The sequence below is a fragment of the Halosimplex rarum genome (assembly GCF_047715405.1).
GTDB classification, from domain to species: domain Archaea; phylum Halobacteriota; class Halobacteria; order Halobacteriales; family Haloarculaceae; genus Halosimplex; species Halosimplex rarum.
In genome coordinates, this window is record NZ_CP180412.1 from 415,595 (window position 1) to 437,282 (window position 21,688).

General features: G+C 66.8%; 18 protein-coding genes. 12 read left to right on the forward strand and 6 right to left on the reverse strand.

The genetic code is table 11. From position 1 onward, the window contains the following. The first annotated feature begins 371 nt into the window (after window positions 1–371). From ACMGFH_RS02005 to ACMGFH_RS02025, 5 genes are all read left to right on the forward strand, one after another. Window positions 372–2,273, forward strand: coding sequence for a 2-oxoacid:acceptor oxidoreductase subunit alpha (locus ACMGFH_RS02005; protein WP_415381101.1), 1,902 nt, complete (start codon window positions 372–374; stop codon window positions 2,271–2,273). A 3-nt stretch (window positions 2,274–2,276) separates the two neighbouring features. Next, on the forward strand, window positions 2,277–3,215 hold the full coding sequence (locus ACMGFH_RS02010; protein ID WP_415381102.1) for a thiamine pyrophosphate-dependent enzyme: 939 nt from the start codon (window positions 2,277–2,279) through the stop codon (window positions 3,213–3,215). A 145-nt stretch (window positions 3,216–3,360) separates the two neighbouring features. Next, window positions 3,361–3,789: an HTH-type transcriptional regulator LrpA1 gene (gene lrpA1 / locus ACMGFH_RS02015; protein WP_415381103.1), complete on the forward strand. Its 429-nt coding sequence runs from the start codon at window positions 3,361–3,363 to the stop codon at window positions 3,787–3,789. 94 nt (window positions 3,790–3,883) lie between these two features. Continuing rightward, window positions 3,884–5,473 (forward strand): DHH family phosphoesterase, encoded by a 1,590-nt coding sequence (locus ACMGFH_RS02020; protein WP_415381104.1) that lies wholly within the window; start codon window positions 3,884–3,886, stop codon window positions 5,471–5,473. 76 nt (window positions 5,474–5,549) lie between these two features. Continuing rightward, window positions 5,550–6,341: a CBS domain-containing protein gene (locus ACMGFH_RS02025; protein WP_415381105.1), complete on the forward strand. Its 792-nt coding sequence runs from the start codon at window positions 5,550–5,552 to the stop codon at window positions 6,339–6,341. A gap of 15 nt (window positions 6,342–6,356) precedes the next feature. Here ACMGFH_RS02025 and ACMGFH_RS02030 read toward each other — a convergent pair whose 3' ends face one another. Then, window positions 6,357–7,364, reverse strand: a complete 1,008-nt coding sequence (locus ACMGFH_RS02030) for a winged helix-turn-helix domain-containing protein (protein ID WP_415381106.1) — start codon at window positions 7,362–7,364, stop codon at window positions 6,357–6,359. Between the two features lie 108 nt (window positions 7,365–7,472). On the opposite strand from ACMGFH_RS02030, the gene ACMGFH_RS02035 reads away from it, so the two are divergent. From ACMGFH_RS02035 to ACMGFH_RS02060, 6 genes are all read left to right on the forward strand, one after another. Further along, on the forward strand, window positions 7,473–8,597 hold the full coding sequence (locus ACMGFH_RS02035; protein WP_415381107.1) for an ABC transporter ATP-binding protein: 1,125 nt from the start codon (window positions 7,473–7,475) through the stop codon (window positions 8,595–8,597). Continuing rightward, window positions 8,594–9,430 (forward strand): ABC transporter permease, encoded by an 837-nt coding sequence (locus ACMGFH_RS02040; RefSeq protein ID WP_415381108.1) that lies wholly within the window; start codon window positions 8,594–8,596, stop codon window positions 9,428–9,430. The genes ACMGFH_RS02035 and ACMGFH_RS02040 overlap by 4 nt, the downstream gene beginning before the upstream one ends. A 404-nt stretch (window positions 9,431–9,834) precedes the next feature. After that, entirely contained in the window at window positions 9,835–10,809 is a 975-nt protein-coding gene (locus ACMGFH_RS02045; protein ID WP_415381109.1) for a hypothetical protein, read from the forward strand. A gap of 167 nt (window positions 10,810–10,976) precedes the next feature. Beyond that, window positions 10,977–12,677, forward strand: coding sequence for an acyl-CoA mutase large subunit family protein (locus tag ACMGFH_RS02050; RefSeq protein ID WP_415381110.1), 1,701 nt, complete (start codon window positions 10,977–10,979; stop codon window positions 12,675–12,677). 126 nt (window positions 12,678–12,803) lie between these two features. Continuing rightward, window positions 12,804–14,801 (forward strand): acetate--CoA ligase, encoded by a 1,998-nt coding sequence (acs, locus tag ACMGFH_RS02055; protein WP_415381111.1) that lies wholly within the window; start codon window positions 12,804–12,806, stop codon window positions 14,799–14,801. A gap of 130 nt (window positions 14,802–14,931) precedes the next feature. Next, entirely contained in the window at window positions 14,932–16,272 is a 1,341-nt protein-coding gene (locus tag ACMGFH_RS02060; RefSeq protein ID WP_415381112.1) for a metallophosphoesterase, read from the forward strand. Window positions 16,273–16,336: 64 nt separating this feature from the next. On the opposite strand, the gene ACMGFH_RS02065 is transcribed toward ACMGFH_RS02060, so the two are convergent. Further along, entirely contained in the window at window positions 16,337–16,531 is a 195-nt protein-coding gene (locus tag ACMGFH_RS02065) for a hypothetical protein (RefSeq protein WP_415381113.1), read from the reverse strand. Between the two features lie 299 nt (window positions 16,532–16,830). Here ACMGFH_RS02065 and ACMGFH_RS02070 point away from each other — a divergent pair, with 299 nt between their 5' ends. Further along, on the forward strand, window positions 16,831–17,205 hold the full coding sequence (locus tag ACMGFH_RS02070; RefSeq protein WP_415381114.1) for a cyclic nucleotide-binding/CBS domain-containing protein: 375 nt from the start codon (window positions 16,831–16,833) through the stop codon (window positions 17,203–17,205). Window positions 17,206–17,738: 533 nt separating this feature from the next. Here the strand turns inward: ACMGFH_RS02070 and ACMGFH_RS02075 are convergent. From ACMGFH_RS02075 to ACMGFH_RS02090, 4 genes are read right to left on the reverse strand one after another with little or no spacing between them, the layout of a single operon-like run. Further along, a complete protein-coding gene (locus tag ACMGFH_RS02075; RefSeq protein ID WP_274324529.1) occupies window positions 17,739–18,200 on the reverse strand; it encodes a NuoI/complex I 23 kDa subunit family protein in 462 nt (153 codons plus the stop codon). A 34-nt stretch (window positions 18,201–18,234) separates the two neighbouring features. Further along, on the reverse strand, window positions 18,235–19,302 hold the full coding sequence (locus ACMGFH_RS02080; protein WP_415381115.1) for a complex I subunit 1/NuoH family protein: 1,068 nt from the start codon (window positions 19,300–19,302) through the stop codon (window positions 18,235–18,237). Continuing rightward, window positions 19,302–20,993: an NADH-quinone oxidoreductase subunit D gene (locus tag ACMGFH_RS02085; RefSeq protein WP_415381116.1), complete on the reverse strand. Its 1,692-nt coding sequence runs from the start codon at window positions 20,991–20,993 to the stop codon at window positions 19,302–19,304. The genes ACMGFH_RS02080 and ACMGFH_RS02085 overlap by 1 nt, the downstream gene beginning before the upstream one ends. Beyond that, window positions 20,990–21,688 carry an NADH-quinone oxidoreductase subunit B gene (locus ACMGFH_RS02090; RefSeq protein ID WP_415381117.1) on the reverse strand — a complete coding sequence of 233 codons (699 nt, stop codon included), beginning with the start codon at window positions 21,686–21,688 and terminating at the stop codon, window positions 20,990–20,992. The genes ACMGFH_RS02085 and ACMGFH_RS02090 overlap by 4 nt, the downstream gene beginning before the upstream one ends.

A 21,688-nucleotide genomic window follows, 5' to 3' on the forward strand; every position in this document is an offset into this window, starting at 1 on the left:
GTTCTAGCTTTTTCTGATATTTCTCTCGAGGTCGCCGACACCGATGGAACTGCGGCGGCGCTGTGACAGGTGATCCGACGACTGTCTGAGCGGCCGATATCTACCGGTAGCGACTCCGAGCGAGGTGATGATCGGTTTCGAATAGATGGTCAGGACTTGTAGGGAATGGTTTACTGATATAGAGAACACGTACAGAGATATACGACAGCGATCGTATGTGCGTGCAGTTGTCACCCTCGCCCGAGTTCAGGCGCGAGACGGTCCGTACCCAACCTTCACGATTATTAGCCGGTGACAGAGTGAAAACGCTTTAGTCGGGTCCAATCGTCGATCCGTTCACGGCACCCGAATCGGGGCCGATCGATGTATCCATGACAGATCAGGAACTAATATGGCGGATTGCGGGTGGTTCTGGCGACGGTATCGACAGCAACAGTCGATACTTCGCCAAGGCCCTCATGCGGTCGGGTCTCGACGTATTCACACACCGACACTACCCGTCCCGGATTCGGGGCGGCCACACCTACGTGGAAGTACGGGCCACCCCCGACGGGGCGCGTTCCCGCGGGGACGGCTACAACTTCCTGCTGGCGCTCGGTGACAGTTTCGCGCGGAACCCCCAGGAAGACGCCTACTACGGCAACGAGGAACTGAAACCCCTCTCGGAGAACCTCGACGACCTCCGCGAGGGCGGCATCATCGTGTACGACTCGGGGCTCATCGACGAGGAGCAGGTCGCGGAGATTAACCTCGAAGAGCGCGCCGAGGAGAACGGCTGGCACGTCTACCCGGTCGATCTGCGCGGCATCGCGAAGGAACACGGCCGCGAGATCATGCGCAACAACGCCGGGATCGGCGTCACCGCCGCGCTCCTCGACATGGACACCACCGAGTACGAGGGGATCATGGAGGAGATGTGGGACGAGGACATCCTCGAGGCCAACCTCGCAGTCATCCAGGACGGCTACGAGCAGGCCCAGGAGTTCGAGCAGAACCACGACATCTCCATGCCCGACCACGGCGAGCCCGAAGAGCCGCAGGCGCTCGTCTCGGGCAGTGACGCCATCGCCTACGGCGCCCTCGACGCGGGTTGTCGGTTCATCGCCGGCTACCCGATGACGCCGTGGACCGACGTGTTCACGATCATGTCCCAGAACCTGCCGCAGTTCGGCGGGATCTCAGAGCAGGTCGAAGACGAGATCGCTGCGGCGGCGCTGGCGCTCGGCGCCAGCCACGCGGGCGTGAAGTCCATGTCCGGGTCCTCCGGCGGTGGGTTCGCCCTGATGAGCGAACCGCTCGGACTCGCCGAGATGTCCGAGACGCCGGTCGTCCTCGTCGAGGCCATGCGTGCGGGGCCCTCGACCGGGATGCCGACCAAGCCCGAACAGGCCGACCTGGAGCACGTACTCTATACGAGCCAGGGCGACTCCACGCGGGTCGTGCTCGCGCCCGGCGACCAGGAGGAGTGTTACGAGCAGATCCGGACCGCCTTCGAACTGGCCTACGACTACCAGATCCCGGTGGTTCTGGTCTACGACCAGAAGCTCCAGGGCGAACTCCGCAACGTCGACGCGAGCTTCTTCGACCGCGACCCCGACGGCGACCCGGGCTCGGTCATCACGGAAGAGGAGATCGCCGAAGCCGCCGAGCACCACGCTGGCAAGTTCAAGCGCTTCGAGTACGACGCCGAAGGCGGCAAAGAGGGCGTCAGTCCGCGCTCGGTGCCCGGCCAGAAGGGCGGGCGCTTCCTCGCGACGGGGAACGAGCACAACGAGGCCGGCCACATCAGCGAGGACCCGACGAACCGCGTCCTGCAGATGAACCGTCGGCTGGGCAAGCTCGACTCCATCCGCGAGGAACTCGACGCGAAGGGCAACCAGACCCACCACGGTCCCGACGAGGCCGAGTACGGAATCATGTGCTGGGGGAGCCACCAGGGCACCGTCTTCGAGGCGGTCGACCGCCTCAACGAGGCCGGTCACTCCGTGAAGGCCATCGGCGTCAGCGACATGATGCCGTACCCCGAGGACGAGGTCAGCGAGTTCCTCGAATCGGTCGAGGAGTGCCTCGTCGTGGAGATGAACGCGACCGCGCAGTTCCGCGGGCTCACCCAGAAGGAACTCGGTCGCTTCGGACCGAAGCTCTCCAGTCTGCTGAAGTACAACGGCAACCCGTTCGAACCGGCGGAGATCGTCGAGGGCTTCGAGTCCAGCATCGAGGGCGAGGAACTCTCCGTCAGCAACATGAAGTACGTACCAGCGGCAGGTGACTAACCAATGAGTGCATTCAGCGCCATCGGCGAACAACGAGAAGCTGAGGAAGACGAGTTCACACCGGGGATCGAGCCCCAGCCCACGTGGTGTCCGGGCTGTGGCGACTTCGCGGTGAACAACGCCCTGAAGAAGGCGATGTCCAAGCTCGGGAAGAACCCCGACGAGGTCCTGCTGTGTACGGGCATCGGCTGTTCGGGCAAGCTGAACAGCTATTTCGAGAGCTACGGGTTCCACACCATCCACGGGCGCTCGCTGCCCGTGGCGCGCGCGGCGAAGCTCGCGAACCCCGGCGTCGAGGTCGTCGCGGCCGGCGGCGACGGCGACGGCTACGGGATCGGCGGGAACCACTTCATGCACACCGCCCGCGAGAACCACGACATGACCTATATCGTGTTCAACAACGAGATCTTCGGCCTCACCAAGGGCCAGACCTCGCCGACGAGCCCGAAGGGTCACAAGTCCAAGACCCAGCCCAGCGGGAGCGCCAAACAGCCCGTTCGGCCGCTCTCGCTGTCGCTGGCGTCCGGGGCTTCCTACGTCGCCCGCACGGCCGCGGTCAACCCGAACCAGGCCGCGGAGATCATCGCCGAGGCCGTCGAGCACGACGGCTTCGCGCACATCGACTTCCTGACCCAGTGTCCGACCTGGAACAAGGACGCCCGCCAGTACGTCCCGTACACGGACGTGCAGGACTCCGACGACTACGACTTCGACGTCACGAACCGGGAGGAGGCCGGCAAGATGATGTACGAGGTCGAGTCGAAGCTCTACGAGGGCGAGGTGCTGACCGGTCGCTTCTACAAGGCCGAGGACCGCCCCTCCTACGGCGAGGAGAAGCGCGCGACGGGCGAGATGCCCGAGGAGCCGCTGGCCGAGCGCTACTACGACGAGGACGCCGAGTGGGAGCGCTGCGCCGAGCAGCTCATCCAGAAACACACGTAAGCCGGACCGACCCGGCTCGACCCGAGTTCGGTCGTCTCCAGCCGACTCGTCGCCGCTGACGGGGTGCGGCCGTCCCCGGACGGCCCGTTCGAACCGCGTTTGTGGTTTCGGAAGATATTTTTCGTCGCGAGGTAAATTAAGGTGTATGAGCGCCGAATCGACGGAGGAACGGATCCTCTCCGTCTTAGAGGAGGACGCCCAGGCCTCCTACGCCGAGATCGCGGACCGGGTCGAGGTATCGAAGCCGACAGTCCGCAAGTACATCCAGCGCCTCGAAGACGAGGAGGTCATCGTCGGCTACTCCGCCGACGTCGACCCGAAGAAGTTGCCCGGCCAGTCGATCGCCCTCGTCGGGATGGACGTCGAGAGCGAACGCTACGTCGAAGCGATCCGCGAACTCAAGGGGATCGAGGAGATCGAAGCCCTCTACACCTCCAGCGGCGACCACATGCTGATGGCCGAGGTGCGCGCGCCCGACGGCGACGCGGTCGGCGACGTCATCGAATCGCGGATCAAGGCCGTCGCGGGCGTCAGCGCCGCCCACCCCTCTTTCCTCCAGGAACGACTGAAGTGACGCGGACCGACGCGGACGGGGGCCGCGAACCGGTCGATTCGCGGAGCGAAACGAGTGTGATGGTTTTTTATCTGCCGTTGCCTGACCACAGGGTATGACGTCCCGCCTCGTTCTGGGGACCGGGTCCCTCGCGGGCGCACTCGTCGGTGAACTCGCCGAGCGACGGGGCCGTCTCTCGGTCGTCTCCGCCGACGAGAACGCCGTCCGGACGCTCCGCGAGGAGGGGATCGCGGCGGAGGTCGGCGACCCCACCGAAGAGGCGACGCTGCGGGAGCGCGAGCGGCCCGACACCGTGGCCGTCGCGACGGCGGACCCGGGGACCAACGTGGCGGCCGCACGGGCCGTCCGACAGGTGTTCCCGGGCGCGTTCGTCCTCGCGTACACCGGCGAGGAGCCGACGAGCGACGAGGTGGCGGCCGTCGAGGCGGTGGCCGACGAAATCGTCGATCCGCGGGCGGCCACGGCCGAACGGTTGATCGAGACGGTCGGCGACGCGGGCCTGCGGACGCGGAAACTGACGAGCGTCCTCCGGGACGTCGACGGTCGGCTGGCGATCGTCACCCACGACAACCCGGACCCGGACGCCATCGCGAGCGCGGTCGCGCTCGCCCGGATCGCGGCGGCCGCGGACTGCCCCTCCGACATCTGCTACTTCGGCGACATCACCCACCAGGAGAACCGGGCGTTCGTCAACGTGCTGGAGTTCGACCTCATCAACCTCGAACCGGAGGCGGACCTGGACGAGTACGACGGCGTGGCACTGGTCGACCACTCCCGACCGGGCGTCAACGACGGGCTGCCGGACGACACGTCGGTCGACGTCGTCATCGACCACCACCCGCCGCGGTACCCGGTCGAGGCGCGGTTCGTCGACCTCCGGAGCGAGGTGGGCGCGACCAGCACGCTCCTGGTCGATTACTTCCGCACGCTCGGTCTCACGCCGACGCGAGAGGTCGCGACGGGGCTGCTGTTCGGTATCCGCGTGGACACCGACGAGTACACCCGAGAGGTGAACCCACAGGACTTCGAAGCGTCGGCGTTTCTGGTGCCGTACGCGGACCCGGGGACGCTCGACCGGATCGAGTCGCCGAGCATGAGCGCGGAGACGCTCGACACCATCGCGCGGGCGATCCGCAATCGTGAGCGCCACGGGACGGGCCTGTTGAGTTGCGTCGGCGAGCTGTCCGACCGCGACGCGCTCGCCCAGGCCGCCGACCGGCTCCTCGACCTGGAGGACGTGACGACGACGCTCGTCTACGGCATCAGCGACGGCATCATATACGTCTCGGCGCGCGCCCGCGGCACGGACCTCGACCTGGGAGAGACGCTCCGGGACGCCTTCGGCCAGATCGGGAGCGCCGGCGGCCACGCCGACATGGCCGGCGCGCAGATCTCTCTCGGCCTGCTTGACGCCATCGACGCGGACGACGAGTCGCTCAACGAGGTCGTCCGCGCCATCGTCTCGGACCGCTTCCTCGACGCGATGGGGTCGCGGTCGCACCGCGTCATGGCCGGTCTCCACGCCGACGACTACCACGGCTCTGGGGTGGTCGGAGCCCGCTCGCTAGAAGACCTCGCCGGCAAGGACCTGGAAGGCGACGGCGACGCGCGTGATGAGGACCCGTTCGGCGACGACCGCGACACGGACGCGGCGTCCGACGGCGACGCTCCCGACGACTCCTGACAGTCCTCGCCGACCGCGCGGGTCGCCGTCGGCTTCAGGCGGTGTGTTTTTGGCCGCGCGACGACACTGACCCCTAATGGTCGAGGAGGGCGCGCTGTCAGTGAAAGACTACATGACTCGCGAGGTCGACACCGTCTCGCCGGACGACACGGTCGGCGACGTCGCCGCGAAGATCGCGGGCAGCACCGAACACAGCGGCTTTCCGGTGTGCGACGGGCGTCACGTCGAGGGGTTCGTCAGCGCTCGCGACCTGCTGCAAGAGCCCGACGCCGAGCCCATCTTCAAGGTGATGAGCGACGACCTGCTGGTCGCCCATCCCGACATGAACATCGACGACGCCGCGCGCGTCATCCTGCGGTCGGGCATCCAGAAGCTCCCGGTCGTCGACGACGCCGGCAATCTCGTCGGTATCATCAGCAACGCGGACGTGATCCGCTCGCAGATCGAACGCGCCACGCCCGGGAAGGTGGACAACCTGATGCAGACCCTGGAGAACATCCACGGCGTCGCCGTCTCCCAGGAGCGCCGCGAGGTGTCGCTCGCCGACCTGACGCCGACCCAGGGGAAGGTCTACGCCGACGAACTGGAGGGGCGCCGGTACGAGCTCGAACGCCGCCTGGCGGAGCCGCTCGTCGTCATCGACAACGACGGCGACCTGTTGCTCGCCGACGGTCACCACCGCGTCAAGGCCGCCGCGCGCCTCGACATCGAGTCGATGGACGCCTACGTCATCGTCCTCTCGGAACCCGTCGACCTCGGGATGGCGAAGACCGCCGAGAAGGAAGCGCTCGAATCGATCGGCGACATCGCCGTCGTCGACTACGCCCACCACCCGCTCGTCCAGAAGACCCAGCGGTTGCAGGACTGACCGCCGCGGCCTCCGTCACTCGCGCTCGTACTCGACGACGTTCGTCTCCCCGTCGAGCCACAGCGACAGACGGTCGCCGTCCAGACGCACGTCGACGCGGACGCGGACTGGCTCCGCCGATTCGAGGGCGCCGCGGTTGAGGTGACAGAACGGCAGGGTGACGTACGGCCGGCCGCGGATCGGCTCGTCGTGGCGCCGGTAGAACGCCACGACCGCGGGGTGTTCGACGACGCACGCGCCCGGCGGGAGGTCGAACGAGATCCCGCACTGGCCGCAGTCGAACGTCGCGAGCAGCGCGTCTTCGGGGAGTTCGGCGTCTATCTGCGACGGCAGCGACGTGTCCGTCCCGGGGAGCTGTCCCTCGATCGGTCCCCAGCAGTTCGGGCAGACGCCCGCTCGGGCCCGCTGGACCTGCTGACGCAGCTCCAGCATGGTGATCGCGACCAGTTCGTCCGCCGTGTGGTGGTCGGCCGCGACCGGCGGAAGCGCGGTCCCGTTGAACACGTGGTGGTCGGGACAGCGCAGTCGGAAGTACTGGTCCTCGTAGACGGCGACGAGCGGGCGGTCGCAGTCGGGATACGGGCAGTCGTACGCGACCTCTTCGCGAAACGGGTCGCCGGGACCGGTGTACCGCCCCGACTCGACCGCCCCGACCAGTTGCATGCCGCGATTTCGCAGGTGGTACTCGTCGCCGTCCTTGACGACCAGCGGCCCGCAGAGCTTCTCCAGGTGGTAGCTGAAGTTCCCTGCGTCGTCGACGCCCACGGCGCGGCGCAACTCGGCGAACGTCGCACCCGCCCACTGCCAGTTCGACTGACGCTCCGCGGCGAGTTCCCGGACGATCGCCAGCCGCGTCTCGTCGGCGAGTAGCTCGAACACCGCCGCCGGATCGGCACCGCCGGCCGTCCGCCCGCCGCTGTCGTCGTTCGAGTCGCCGGCACCGCGGGCGTCGCTATCACCGTCGGTACCGCTACCACCGCCGTCGCCGTCCCCCACCCCGCGGGATCCACCGCGTTCGACCATGCGATCCGTTGCCCAGCCGCCGGAAAAACAGTTGCGTCCTGTCAGAAGTGAAACTGAACGGCCGTGCAGGAAATTGTTATGTGCTGACACCGACTACGCCGACCCACGATGACTACGGCACCTGAACAGGTCCCTCGCGACGTGGCTGCGGTCGACGAGCGGGGCGGGCCGACGGACGAGGGCGAGGCCGCCCTCTCGGTGCGGAACCTGACGAAGACCTTCGGGGACGGTGCGGAGGAGGTCCGGGCGGTGGACGACGTGACCCTCGACGTCCGGCCTGGAACGGTCATCGGCGTGCTCGGCCCCAACGGCGCGGGCAAGACGACGCTCATCAAGTCGGTCCTCGGGCTGGTGATCGCCGACGAGGGCGACGTTCGCGTCGCCGGCGTCGACGTCTACGATGACCCGCAGGCGGCCTACGCCCGCGTCGGCGCGATGCTGGAAGGCGCTCGCAACGTCTACTGGAAGCTCACCGTCCGGGAGAACCTGGAGTTCTTCGCGGCCGTCGGCGGCGAGTCCCCCGGCGCGCTCCGCGAGCGCCACGACGCGCTCCTCGAACAGCTCTCGCTCGCCGAGAAGGCCGACGAGCCGGTCAACGACCTCTCGCGCGGCCAGAAACAGAAGGTGTCGCTGGCCTGCGCGCTCGCCCGCGACGTGGAGGTCGCGTTCCTCGACGAGCCGACGCTCGGGCTCGATGTCGAGTCCTCGGTCGAACTCCGGCGGGAGATCCGTCGGTTGGCCGACCAGGAGGACATGACCATCGTCCTCTCCAGCCACGACATGGACGTCGTCCAGGACGTTTGCGACCGCATCGTCATCATGAACGGCGGCGAAGTCATCGCTGACGACGCCGTGGCGGACCTGATCGACGTGTTCCGCACCTTCGCCTACCGCGTGGTCGTCGGCGTGGCGGGTGAGCGAGACGCGGCCGCTACCGACGGCGACGGCGGCGGCGACGGGAGCGAGGACGCGGTCGGCGACGAGACGCGCGAGCGACTCCGCGAGGTCTACGGCGTCGACGAGTTCGAGGCCCGTGGCGACCGGACGGCGTTCGAGGTCGCGCTGGGCGACCCGGAGCGGTTCTACGACCTCATGGACGACCTGCGGGACGCGGGTCTCACGGTCCACGAGGTCGAGTCGATCGACCCCGACCTCGAAGACGTCTTCCTCGAACTGACGAACGGCGACGGGCCGGCCCCCGCGGCCCGTGCGAACGGTGGTGACCAGCGGTGAGCGCCGAGACCGCTTCCTCGGAGCCCGGCCCGACAGACGGGCGAGAGCGGGGACGCGCCACCGGGAGCTACGGGACGCTGCTGTGGGCGCTCGCGAAGAAGCGGGCGCTGTTGCTGTACCGCTACCCGGTGAACACGCTGTCGGGGCTCGCGATGACGTTCCTGTTCTTCGGGATGGTCTTCTTCGGTGGCCGGGCGCTCTCCGGCCGTGCGCTCACCGACAGCCTCGGCGGGATCATCGTCGGCTACTTCCTCTGGAGCATGGCGATGACCGCGTTCTCGGGCCTGGCGTGGAGCGTCACGCGCGAGTCACAGTGGGGGACCCTCGAACAGCTGTACATGTCGCCGTTCGGGTACGGCCGGGTGATGCTCGCCCACATCGCTGTCCGCGTCGCGGAGAGCTTCGGCTGGGGCGCGGCCACGCTCGCCTTCATGCTCGCGCTGACCGGCGAGTCGCTTCACTTCCCCCTGGTGACTATCGTGGTCATCACCGTCCTCGCCATCGCGCCGGCGATCGGGATGGGCTATTTCTTCGGCGGCCTGGCGCTGCTGTTCAAGCGGGTCGAGAACGTCTTCAACATCCTCCAGTTCGTCTTCCTCGGCCTGATCGCCTCGCCCTCGCTGGACGTGTTCTGGGTCCGCCTGCTCCCCATCTCCCAGGGGAGTTACCTCCTCGCGGGGTCGATGCAACAGGGGCTCCGCCTCTGGGAGTTGCCGCCCGCAGAGGTCGGCTTGCTCGTCGGCACCGCGGTCGTCTACTTCGGGCTGGGTTACGGGGCGTTCCAGTGGATGGGGACGCGCGCTCGCCGGCAGGGGCTGATGGGTCACTACTGAGAGCCGTCGCCGCGACGGTCGCATGCGACCGATTCGCAGCAGGTATCCTCAGATTACGCACGAGCCCGTCCGTCCCGAGGTGGGACGGGCCCGCTTCGAGCCCGGCCAGAGTCACGGAGGGAAGTGAGCACCCATCCGTGAGTAACCGGCACGGAAGCCGACGCGCAGGGAGAGGTATCCGCAGGAACCCCTTTTACGATATCTCTGTCTTACCCGGGTATGACGCGGCCTACCGCCCGACCTCGGACTGATTCCAACGGGCGTTCCGGACCGACCGAACCGACGACCGAACCGACTCCGTCGCCCGTTTCGACCGGCCCCTCGCCCCGTCCGTCCCGTGGGAGAGGGCAACACCGGTATCGCGACGCTACCGACGGCGAGGTCGACGACGGGGGACGCTGAGGATGTCGACACAGGGCGTCCAGTCGGAGTCCGACCCGGTCGACCCACTCGGGGAGATCCGGGACGTGACGCTCCCGGAGCGCGTGGAGCGACTGGCCGACGCGTACGCCGACCACTTCGAGGAGCGCGATCGGTTCCTCTGGCGATGGATCTACTCGCTGTTCCCCTCCTTCACGCTCTCGTCGGTCGCCGAGGAACACGCGGCGCACGTCCGCGAGCAGAAGACGGTCCTGACGATGTACGTCACGGTGCTCGACGACCTGATCGAACACCGCGGCGACCGCCGGACCTTCCGCGAGGCGTGCCGCCTCCCCTGCGACGTCGTGGACGCCGACCCCGAGCGGGCCGCCGTCGACGCCGAGACGTTCGCGTTCGTCGAGCGCCTCTGGACCGAGTTCGAGGCCGGAATCGAGGACGCCCCGCGCCGCGAGGAGTTCGCGGACATCTTCGCTTACGACTTCAGCCAGACCGCGGACGCGATGGAGTACAGCGCGCTCCTCAGCGACAACCCCGCGATGGCGAACCTGACCGGCGCGACCCAGTACGACTCGCACAACATGGTAATGTTCCCTTACGCCGACCTCGACCTGATGTACTCGCCGTCGTTCGACCCCGCCGACCTGGGCGCGCTGCGGAACACTCTCTGGGACCTCCAGGAGATGGCCCGCATCGGGAACTGGCTCACCACCTGGGAGCGCGAGGTCGTCGAGGGCGACTACTCCGCCGGGATCGTCGTCGCCGCCATCGAGGAGGGCGTCGTCTCGCCGGTCGAAGTGGCGGCGACGGACGACACCGAGTCGGTGGTCGAGGCGATCCGCGCCAGCGGCATGGAGGGTCGCTTCCGCCGTCGCTGGCAGCGTATCTACGAGGACGTCCACGCGCGCCACGCGGTCGCAGACAGCGTCGATCTGGCGACCCTCGTCGACGGTATGGAGACCGTCTTCGAGTACCACCTCGCCACCGAGGGCCTGAAGTGACGAACCCCGCTCCTCGATCCGACACTGAGCACCTTGACCTGCCCGCTGACGCGACGGCCCTCCTCCGTTGACTGATCCGTTTCCCCGTTGGCGCCCCTCTCCGTCCCTCTTCCGCTGTCTCTCGGCTCGCCCGAACCCTTATGCGCGCTCCGGCAAAATTTGCACCCATGTTCGACGACGAGGACCTCGCCGCGATCCGCGAGTCCCGCGAGGCGTGGGAATCGGAGACGCTCGACCCTGTCCTCGACGGTTACGGCGAGCGCACCGACCGCTTCGCGACGGTCTCCAACCACGAGGTCGACCGGCTCTATACGCCGGAGGACGTCGCCGACGTCGACCACGGGGAGGACCTGGGTTTCCCGGGCGAACCGCCGTACACTCGCGGCGTCTACCCGACGATGTACCGCGGACGCACCTGGACGATGCGCCAGTTCGCGGGCTTCGGGACGCCGCGGGAGACCAACGAGCGCTTCCACTACCTCATCGACGAGGGCCAGACCGGCCTCTCGACGGCCTTCGACATGCCGTCGCTGATGGGGCTGGACTCCGACGACCCGATGAGCGACGGCGAAGTCGGCCGCGAGGGCGTGGCGGTCGACACCCTGCGGGACATGGAGATCATCTTCGACGGCATCGACGTGAGCGAGGTGTCGACCTCCTTCACGATCAACCCGAGCGCCCCGGTCGTCTACGCGATGTACGTCGCCGTCGCCGACCAGCAAGGCGTCCCCCGCGAGGAGATCCGGGGCACCCTCCAGAACGACATGCTCAAGGAGTTCATCGCGCAGAAGGAGTGGGTGGTACCGCCCCGCCCGTCCCTCGATCTCGTCGTCGACACCGTCGAGTTCGCCGTCGACCAGACGCCGAAGTTCAAGCCCATCTCCATCTCGGGGTATCACATCCGCGAGGCCGGATCGACGGCCGTTCAGGAACTCGCCTTCACCCTCGCCGACGGGCTGGCCTACGTCGAGGCCTGCGAGGAGCGCGGCCTCGACGTCGACGAGTTCGGCCCGCAGCTGTCTTTCTTCTTCAACTCCCACAACTCGATCTTCGAGGAGGTCGCGAAGTTCCGGGCCGGGCGGCGGATCTGGGCGCGGCTCATGGACGAGTGGTACGACGCCGACGACGAGGCCCGGGCGATGAAGTTCCACACCCAGACCGCCGGCCAGTCGCTGACCGCCCAGCAGCCGCTGAACAACGTCGTCCGGGTGACCATCCAGGCGCTCGCGGGCGTGCTCGGCGGCACCCAGAGCCTCCACACCAACAGCTTCGACGAGGCGCTCGCGCTCCCGAGCGAGGAAGCGGTCCGCGTGGCCCTGCGGACCCAGCAGATCATCGCCGAAGAGTCCGGCGCCGCGGACATCGTCGACCCGCTGGGTGGGAGTTTCGCCGTCGAGGCGCTCACCGACGAGGTCGAGGCCGAGGCGATGGCGTACATCGAGACCATCCGCGAGATGGGCGACGGGTCGATGACCGAGGGCGTCCTGACTGGCATCGACGAGGGGTACTTCCACCGGGAGATCCAGGACGCCGCCTACGAATACCAGCAGCGCGTCGAAGACGGCGACGAGGTGGTCGTCGGCGTCAACGCCTACACCGTCGAGGAGGACACCGAACCGGACATCCTCAGCGTCGACGAGGAAGTCCAGGAGACCCAGCTATCGCGGCTGGACGACGTGAAAGCCGAGCGCGACGACGAGGCCGTCGAATCGGCACTCGCCGCCCTGGAGGAGGCCATCGACGCCGACGAGAACGTGATGCCGTACGTCGTCGACGCCGTCAAGGCCTACGCGACGATGGGCGAGATAATGAACCTGTTCGAGGCCGAGTACGGCACCTACCGCGAACGGATCGGGACCGCGGGGTAGCCGTCCCTCCCATCGCGGGGGCTACTCGCTCCCGCCGCCGGCCGGTTTCGACCCGTCCATCACGGACGATCCTGGATTAAATTCATACGGGGGCCGCGAGAACGCCGTACTGAGAGGTTCCAGAGCATGCCAGACGACACACCACTAGAGTCGCGGCTGACCGAACAGGAGTACTTCCGGCCGCCGGCGGACTTCGTCGGCCAGGCGAACGCGACCGATCCCGATATCTACGACCGCTTCGACGAGAACTACCCCGAGGCCTTCGAGGAGTACGCGGAGCTGCTCGAGTGGGACGAGCACTGGGACGAGGTGCTCGACGACTCGAACCCGCCGTTCTACGAGTGGTTCAGCGGCGGGGAACTGAACGCCTCGTACAACTGTATCGACCGCCACCTCGACGAGCGCAAGAACCAGGCGGCGTTCATCTGGGAGGGCACCGACGCCGACGAGCGCGAGACGATCACGTATCAGGATCTCTATAATCGGGTCAACGAGACCGCCGCCGCGCTGCAGGACGTGGGCGTCGAGGAGGACGACGTCGTCACGTGTCACCTCCCGATGCTCCCCGCGCTCCCGGTCACGATGCTCGCCTGCGCCCGCATCGGCGCGCCTCACTCCGAGGTGTTCGCGGGCTTCTCCGCCCAGGCGCTGGCCGACCGCATCGACGACGCCGATTCCGACGTCGTCGTCACCTGCGACGGCTACTACCGCCGCGGCGAGTTCCTCAACCACAAGGAGAAATGCGACGAGGCGCTCGAACTCGCCGAGTCCGACGTCGACACCGTCCTCCTCTGGTCGCGCCACGACGACCTCCACGAGGACGTCTCGGTCGACAGCGACGACCCGTACGTCCTGGTCGACGACCTGCTCGCCGACAACGAGCGCGCCCGCGTCGACCCGGTCTCCCGCGACGCCGAGGATCCGCTGTTCCTGATGTACACCTCCGGCACGACTGGCAAGCCGAAGGGCTGCCAGCACCGGACCGGCGGCTATCTCTCGTACGTCACCGCCACCTCGAAGTACGTCCTCGACATCAAGCCCGAGGACACCTACTGGTGCGCTGCCGACATCGGCTGGATCACCGGCCACTCCTACATCGTCTACGGCCCGCTCTCGCTGGGCACCACCTCGGTCATGTACGAGGACACGCCGGACCACCCCCACAAGGGCCGCATCTGGGAGATCGCCGAGCGCTACGACGTGGATATCTTCCACACCTCCCCTACCGCGGTCCGCATGTTCATGAAGTGGGGCGCGGAGTACGTCGAGGACTACGACTTCGACTTCCGCCACATGACCACGGTGGGCGAACCCATCCAGCCCGAGGCCTGGCTCTGGTACTACAAACACATCGGCGACGAGGACGCCGTCATCGTCGACACCTGGTGGCAGACCGAGACCGGCGGCCACCTCATCACGAACCTGCCCGCGCTGAAGGACATGAAGCCCGGCTCCGCCGGGCTGCCCGCACCGGGCATCCAGCCCGCGCTGTACGACGATAGCGGCGACCCGATGGAGGCCGCCAGCGGCAAGGCCGGCAACCTCGTCATCGAGAAGCCCTGGCCCGGCATGCTCCAGACCGTCTACGGTGACGACGAGCGCTTCATCGACGAGTACTGGCGGGACTTCTCGGACACCGACAGCTCGGCGAGCGAGGACTGGGTGTACAAGGCGGGCGACGGCGCCGTCCACGAGAAAGACGGCTACTTCCGCGTCCTCGGCCGCCTCGACGACGTGATGAACGTCGCCGGGCACCGCCTCGGGACCATGGAACTGGAGTCCGCCGTCTCCGAGGTCGAGTACGTCGCCGAGGCTGCCGTCGCCGCTCGCGAACACGACGAGAAGGGCGAGGTGCCCGACGTGTACGTCGTCGTCCGCGAGGGCATCGACGCCAGTCAAGAGGAGATCCGCGACCGCATCATGGAGGCCGTCGAGGACGAGATCGGCAAGTTCGCGCGACCCGCCCGCGTCGTCTTCGTCGAGGACCTCCCGAAGACCCGGTCGGGCAAGATCATGCGTCGCCTCCTCGAGAACATCTCCAACGGCGACGAACTCGGCGACACCACGACCCTGCGCGACCCGAGCGTCCCCGAGGAGATTCGCGACCAGGTCCACGGCGACTGAGTCTGGTCCGCGGCGACTGAGATCCCCTCCCCCGTCTGCCGACGACCGGCCCCCGTCGGTACGCAGCGCCTCGACGGGTCGCCCCGAACGGGGCAACGCCCTATTACGAGCGGGCCGAACCTCACAAGCGATGCCCGACACCGACGGGGAAGCGTACTACGTTATCAGCGACCTCCACATCGGCGGGGACGAGCAACTGGAGCACGTCGAGTTCCTCGACGAGTTGCTCGCGTTCCTCGAACGGCTGGAGCGCTCCGAGGAAGCCGCGGAACTGATAATCAACGGCGACGCGTTCGGGCTCTGGGAGTTCACCAGCATCGACGGACCGGCGAAGTTCGACGCCCTCCTCGAGCGGTATCCGGACCTGTTCGAACAGTTCCGCGCAACCGGTGCGACTATCCAGATCACGTTACAACCCGGCAACCACGATCACGAACTGGCCGCCTACGACGAGTACGTCGAGCGCTTCGCCGAGTACAACGTCGACGTGGTGCAGACGGAATCGATCGACCGGCGGGTGGGCGACCGGGTGGTCCACTTCGAACACGGCCACCAGCGCGACCCGAACAACCGGATCGAAGACTGGGGTGAGCCCAACGCGACGCCGCTGGGGTACTACTACAACACGCTCGTGACGAGTCGGGCGGGACAGCTCTCCGACCGCGGGCGCTACAACTGGTTGCGGGACATCCAGGCGGTGACGCCCACCGAACGGACGCCGATCTGGCTCCTCTCGAAGTACTTCTACCGCGAGATGAACCCCCTGCTGCGCTACGCGCTGGTTCCGTTCCTGCTGCTGTTCAACGTCAGCGTCGTCCTCGCGGCGCTGTCGGCCCTCGACCTGGCCGGTATCTGGTCGATGCCGGTCGAACGCGCCACGGCCTTCCTCGGTCAGTTCGGAACCGCAGGCACGGCGGTCTGGTTCCTGCTCGCGGTCAACGTCGTCGTCACCGGACTGCTCGTGCTCGTCGGGGTCCCGCTGTATTTCATCCGTCGGGACGTCCGGAAGACGATCCAGCGCTTCGGCGTCTTCGAGACGGCGCTCACCGTCGACGCCGAGACGCCGTACGAGTCGGCCGCCCGCGAGGTGTTCGCCGACCGCCCGGAGACGGCAGTCTTCTGCTACGGCCACACCCACCGTCCCGCGCTCCGGGAGGTCGACGGCGGACTGCTGGTGAACACCGGAACGTGGCTGAAGCGACTCCATCGCCACGACGGGATCATCGGCGTCTTACCACCGGTCTTCTACCCGTCCTATCAACTCACCGCGGTCCGCATCGCCGCCGGATCGGAGGGCCTGACCGTCGAACACGAGGAGATCCAGAAGCCGAACCCCGGATCCGAGGAGCTCACCCTCACCGAGCGGGTGCTCACCCTGGGCCGGGAGCCGGATCCACAGCTCCCGGATCCGGTCGTTCTCGAACCGGACGAGACGGCGTCGACTACTCGGGCGCCGACTCCGGAAGAGTAGCCCGACCCCGCCTCGATCCACGGCGTCGCTGGCTGAGTGGTCCTGGACGGTGTCGGTCGGCCCCTCAGCCGATGTACGCGTTCTCCTCGTCCACGGTGTTCGGGAGTCGATCGGTTCCGTCGCCGAAGGTCGCCGCCGCGTTGTGGGTGTCGAACGGATCTATCGGCGCCGGCTCGCCGTCGTTCGAGTCGAGTTCTGCGTCGGTTGTGGTCTCGGTGGCCGATTCGTGTCGGATATCTGGGCTCGCGTGTGTGCTCATCTGTGTCTGGATTTCGGGCGGTCTGCGAACTGGACGACTCCGTCAGGGGAAGAAAATCAGCGTACGGCTACGGGAAGTGACATCGTCCGGAGCATCGCGTGTCTACCGATTCGATGCATCAGTATATGATAAATGTTTATGTTATACGGTGGGGCGCCACCGACTCAGTTCGATCCCCCGTGCACAGTCAAATCGTTCCACGGACAGGGCCCGGATCGCCGTCCGAGAGTCGGTCGTGACGGCGTCGGAATTCGGGATTTTGGGCAAACGCCATAACCGTCGCGGTCGTTCCTTGCGATATGGGTGCAAATAACAGGCCGACCGTCGAAGACGTGATGTCCACGCCACTGGAGACCATCTCGAAGGACGCCTCGGTGAGGGAGGCCGCACAGCAGATGCGGGCGAAGAACATCAACGCACTGGTCGTCTTGACCACGCCGCGAGCGATAATCAGCAGTACGGACGTTCTCGACGCCGTCGCCGAGGGGCGAGACGTCTCGGAGTTACGCGTCGACGAGGTCATGACGACCGACGTCGAGACCGCCACGCCCGACCTCTACATGGAAGAGGTCGCCGCGATGATGGACACCTACGGCATCAAGCACCTCCCGGTCGTCGACGGCGACTACGTCGGGATGGTCTCCTCCACCGACGTCACCGCGCATCTTTCCTAACCACCTGGTTACCATCTTTTTGGCGGGTGGGTTTCCTCGCTCACTTCGTTCGCTCACGGGTCGCTTCGCTCCCCGTTCGCATGGAGGCTCTCACTCCGTTCGAGCCCACGCTCCCTGCGGGAACCCACCCGCCAAAAACATGGGTGAAAAAGGCCGAACTCGCGCGAAGCGCGAGTTCGGTGTCTGCGGGAGTGAGCACCGCGAACGACCGCAGGCTCGTCAGAGCGAAGCTCTGCCGGTGAACCGGCTCGGCGCTTCGCCCCTCGCCGGACGATAGAAAGGGAGTCGCCTACTGGTAGTCGACTTCGACGTCGCCTTCGCCGATCCACGCGCCGCGGTCCGGTTCGCGGGACTCCAGCGGGTCCATGGCCACCACCTTTTTTCGTCGGGTTTCCTCGCGTCGCTGCGCGACGCTGCGGGAACCACTCCTCGAAAAACGTGGGCGAAAAAGCCGGACGTCTCCCTCACTTCGTTCGCTCGCGTCCGGAGAATCGCGCTCGCTTCGCTCACGCGAACAAAAAACGAGTGTCGGTCTACTGGTAGTCGACTTCGCCGTCGCCTTCGCCGATCCACGCGCCGCGGTCCGGTTCGCGGGACTCCAGCGGGTCGATGTCCTTGTACCAGGGAACGTTCTTCAGCTGTTCCTTGTCGAGGACGAACTCGTCTTTCGTGTCGGCCGTCCACTCGAAGTTCTGGGTCAGCAGGATTGCGTCGACGGGGCAGACCTCCTCACACAGTCGGCAGTAGATGCACTGGCCGATGTGGAGGTTGTACTGCTCGCCGTTGCGCTGGTCGTCGGTGACGATCTGGATGGTGTTGTTCGGGCAGACGTTCTCGCACTGCCGACACCAGATACAGCGCTCCTGGCTGAACTTGTGGACGCCGCGGAACCGCGGACTGACCTCCGGCGGCGTCTCGGGGTACTCGACGGTGAACGTCTCACCGTCGAGGGCGTGTTTCATTGTCGTTGCCATCGATTTGAGGATACCTATCATTGGGAGTCACCTCCGACCGTCGGGACCGTCGCGATCATGCGTTGACCACCCCGACGATGATGGCCGTCAGGATCAGGTTCGCGAACGAGAGCACGAGCATCCCCTTCCAGCCGATCTGGATGAGCTGGTCGATGCGCACGCGGGGAACCGCGGAACGAGCCCACTGCGTGAACAGGTAGACCGAGATCATCTTGATGAAGAACCACACGATCCCGGGGAGCACCGGCCCCGACGCGCCGCCGAGGAAGATGGTCGCGATGATCGCGCCGCCGAGGAAGATGTGGATGAACTCGCCGAGGTAGATGAGCACGAAGTACACCGAGGAGTACTCGGTCTGGTACCCGGCGACGATCTCCGTCGGCGCCTCGGGGATGTCGAACGGGTTGCGCCCGACCTCCGCGAGGTTCGCGATCAGGAACAGCGCGAACGCGAAGGGGTTGACGAACGCGAACCACGACGGGATCCCGATCCCGCCCAGCGAGATGAGGGTCTGCTGCTGCACTTCGACGATGGTCGACAGGCGGAGCGACCCGGCGAAGAGCACGACCGAGGCGCCCGTGATGACCAGCGGGATCTCGTAGGCGAGGTTCTGCGCGACGGCGCGCAGTCCGCCGAGGAACGAGAACTTGTTGTTCGACGCGTACCCGGCCATCAGCAGGCCCAGCGACGCGATCGACGCGACCGCGAACAGGTACGCGAGCCCGATTTCGGGGTCGGCCAGCTGGAGGCCGTGTCCGAACGGGATGACCGCGAAGCCGAGCAGCGCCGAACTCGCGATGATGAGCGGCGCGAGGTCCCACGCCGGTCGGTCGACGCCCTCGGGAACGATGAGCTCCTTCGAGAGCAGTCGCACGGCGTCGGCCGGGATGATCAACAGCCCGTACGGACCGTGGCGGTTGACCGCGATGCGGTCCGTGAAGGCGGCGGTGATCTTCCGCTTGCCCCAGATACCCAGGACTGCGGTCATCGTCAGCAAGACCGTCGCGATCACGCCCGCTGCGGCGATCGCGGTGACCGCGACGACCCACGGCTCGTTGATGTCGAGCCCGAGCAGGTCGGCGAGGATCTTCGGGAACGGCGTCTCCGACTGGAGCGGTAACATCACCGGTCCACCTCCCCGAGGACGATGTCGAGGCTACCGAGCGAGGCGATCATGTCGGGGACGAACTCGCCCTCGGACATGACCGGTAGCGTCTGCAGGTTCGAGAAGCACGGACTCCGGATCTTGAACCGGGCGGGCTTGTCCGTGCCGTCGCTGCGGATGTAGATGCCGAGTTCGCCCTTGGCGGCCTCGACGGCGCGGTAGATCTCCGTGTCGGGGTCGGGGCGGAGCGTGCGGGGCACGTTCGCCTGGATCTCGCGCTCGTCTTCCGGCCAGTCTTCGAGCAGGTCGACGCACTGCTCGATGATGCGGGCGGACTGCTCGACCTCGCGCATCCGGACGAGGACGCGCGCGTAGTTGTCGCAGCCGTCCTCGGTGACGACGTCCCAGTCGAGCTCGTCGTAGTAGCCGTAGGGGTCGTCCCGGCGCAGGTCGTAGTCGATGCCCGACCCGCGGGCGACCGGGCCGGTCGCGCCGTACTGCTTGGCCTCTTCCGGCGGCAGGACGCCCGTGTCGACGCAGCGCATCTGGAAAATCTCGTTGGACGTGACCAGGTCGTGGTACTCCGTGAGCTTGTGCGGCAGGTCGTCGAGGAAGTCCCGCGTCTTCTCGAAGAACTCCTCGCGGGGCTCGGGCAGGTCCCACGCCACGCCGCCCAGGCGGAGGTAGTTGAACATGAGGCGCTGGCCGGTCAGGTCCTCCAGCAGATCCTGGACGACCTCGCGGTCGCGGAACGCGTACTGGAAGACGGCGGTGAAGTCTCCGAAGACGTCCAGCGCGAACGTCCCGAGCGCGAGCATGTGCGCGGCGATACGGGACATCTCCGCGGACATCGTCCGGATTACCTGCGCGTACTCGGGCACCTCGATGTCGGCAAGGTCCTCCGCCGTGCGCGCGTACGCCCACTCGTTGAGGATGCCGGCCGAGACGTAGTCCCACCGGTCGGGGTACGGCATGATCTGGTGGCGGTAGGTGCCCTGCTGGCACATCTGCTCTTCGCAGCGGTGGAGGTAGCCGATGTCGGGTTCGACGTGGGCTATCTGCTCGCCGTCGAGGACCGTCTCGACGTGGAGCACGCCGTGGGTCGCCGGGTGGTGCGGGCCGATGTTGATGTACATCGTGTCCGCGTTGTCGCTCTCCGCGCGGTGGTCGCCTTCGAGCGGGTTGGCGTGCTCGCGCAGGGTGACGATCTGCGGCTCCTCGCCGCTGAAGTCCTGGGAGAGCGGATGGCCCTGCCAGGTCTCGGGCAGGAGGATCCGTCGCAGGTCGGGGTGACCCTCGTAGTCGATCCCCACGAGGTCGTAGGCTTCGCGCTCGTGCCAGTCGGCCGTCCGGTAGACCGGTTCGGCGGTCTGGCTGACCGGGTCGTCCTTCGTCGTGGGGACGACGACCGATACTTCCTGGGTGGGGTCGTCGTACTTCCGCAGGTGGTAGATAGACTCGTAGCGGTCGTCGTAGTCCTGTGCGGTCACGCACGCGCAATGGTCGAAGCCGGCCTCGTCGCGCAGGGCGAACAGGGCGTCTTGCACCTCGTCGGGCCGGACGACGAACGCCTCCGCGTTGACGTGGCTCTCGCGGTCGATGACCGTGTCACCGAGCAGGTCCGCGAGCGCGTCGTAGTCGACGCCGTCCTCGGTGACGCCGACGTCCTGGGTGGCGAGCAGGTCGCCTTCCGGGTCCTCTAAACTCATGGCGAGTCACTCCAGTTGTACCGCATGACGAGGTCCTCCTCGTCGATCTGGTCGGCGAGCTTGTCCACGAGTTCGTCCTGTTCGAGGTCGCCGAACTGCTCCAGCTCGTAGGGCTTGACCGTCACCGGCGAGGACTCGCCGTTGGCGATGCGCTCCTGGAGCTTGGCGACGCCGTAGATGAGCGCCTCCGGGCGGGGCGGACAGCCCGGAACGTGAATGTCGACCGGGATGACCTCCTCGGCGCCCTTGACGACGTTGTAGCCCTCCTGGAACGGGCCGCCGGAGATGGTGCACGAGCCCATGGAGACGACGAACTTCGGCTCGGGCATCTGGTCGTAGACGCGCTTCATGCGCGGGGCGAACTTGGAGACGATGGTCCCCGGGACGATGATCACGTCGGCCTGGCGCGGCGACGCGCGCGGGACGCCCGCGCCGAAGCGGTCCAGGTCGTGCTTGATGGCGTAGGTGTGGATCATCTCGATGCTGCAGCAGGCGATCCCGAACTGCAGCATGAACATCGACGAGCCCCGCACCCAGTTCATGAACTTGTCGAACTTCGTGAGAATGAACGGCGAAGAGCCGAACGCCTCCCGGAGCGTCGAGTTGAAGCGGCTGTCGACGCCCTCGCCCAGCCGCGCCTCCTGGGTCGATTCGATGTCTGTGCCCTGCTCGTGCGTGCGTGTGTTGTTGCTCAT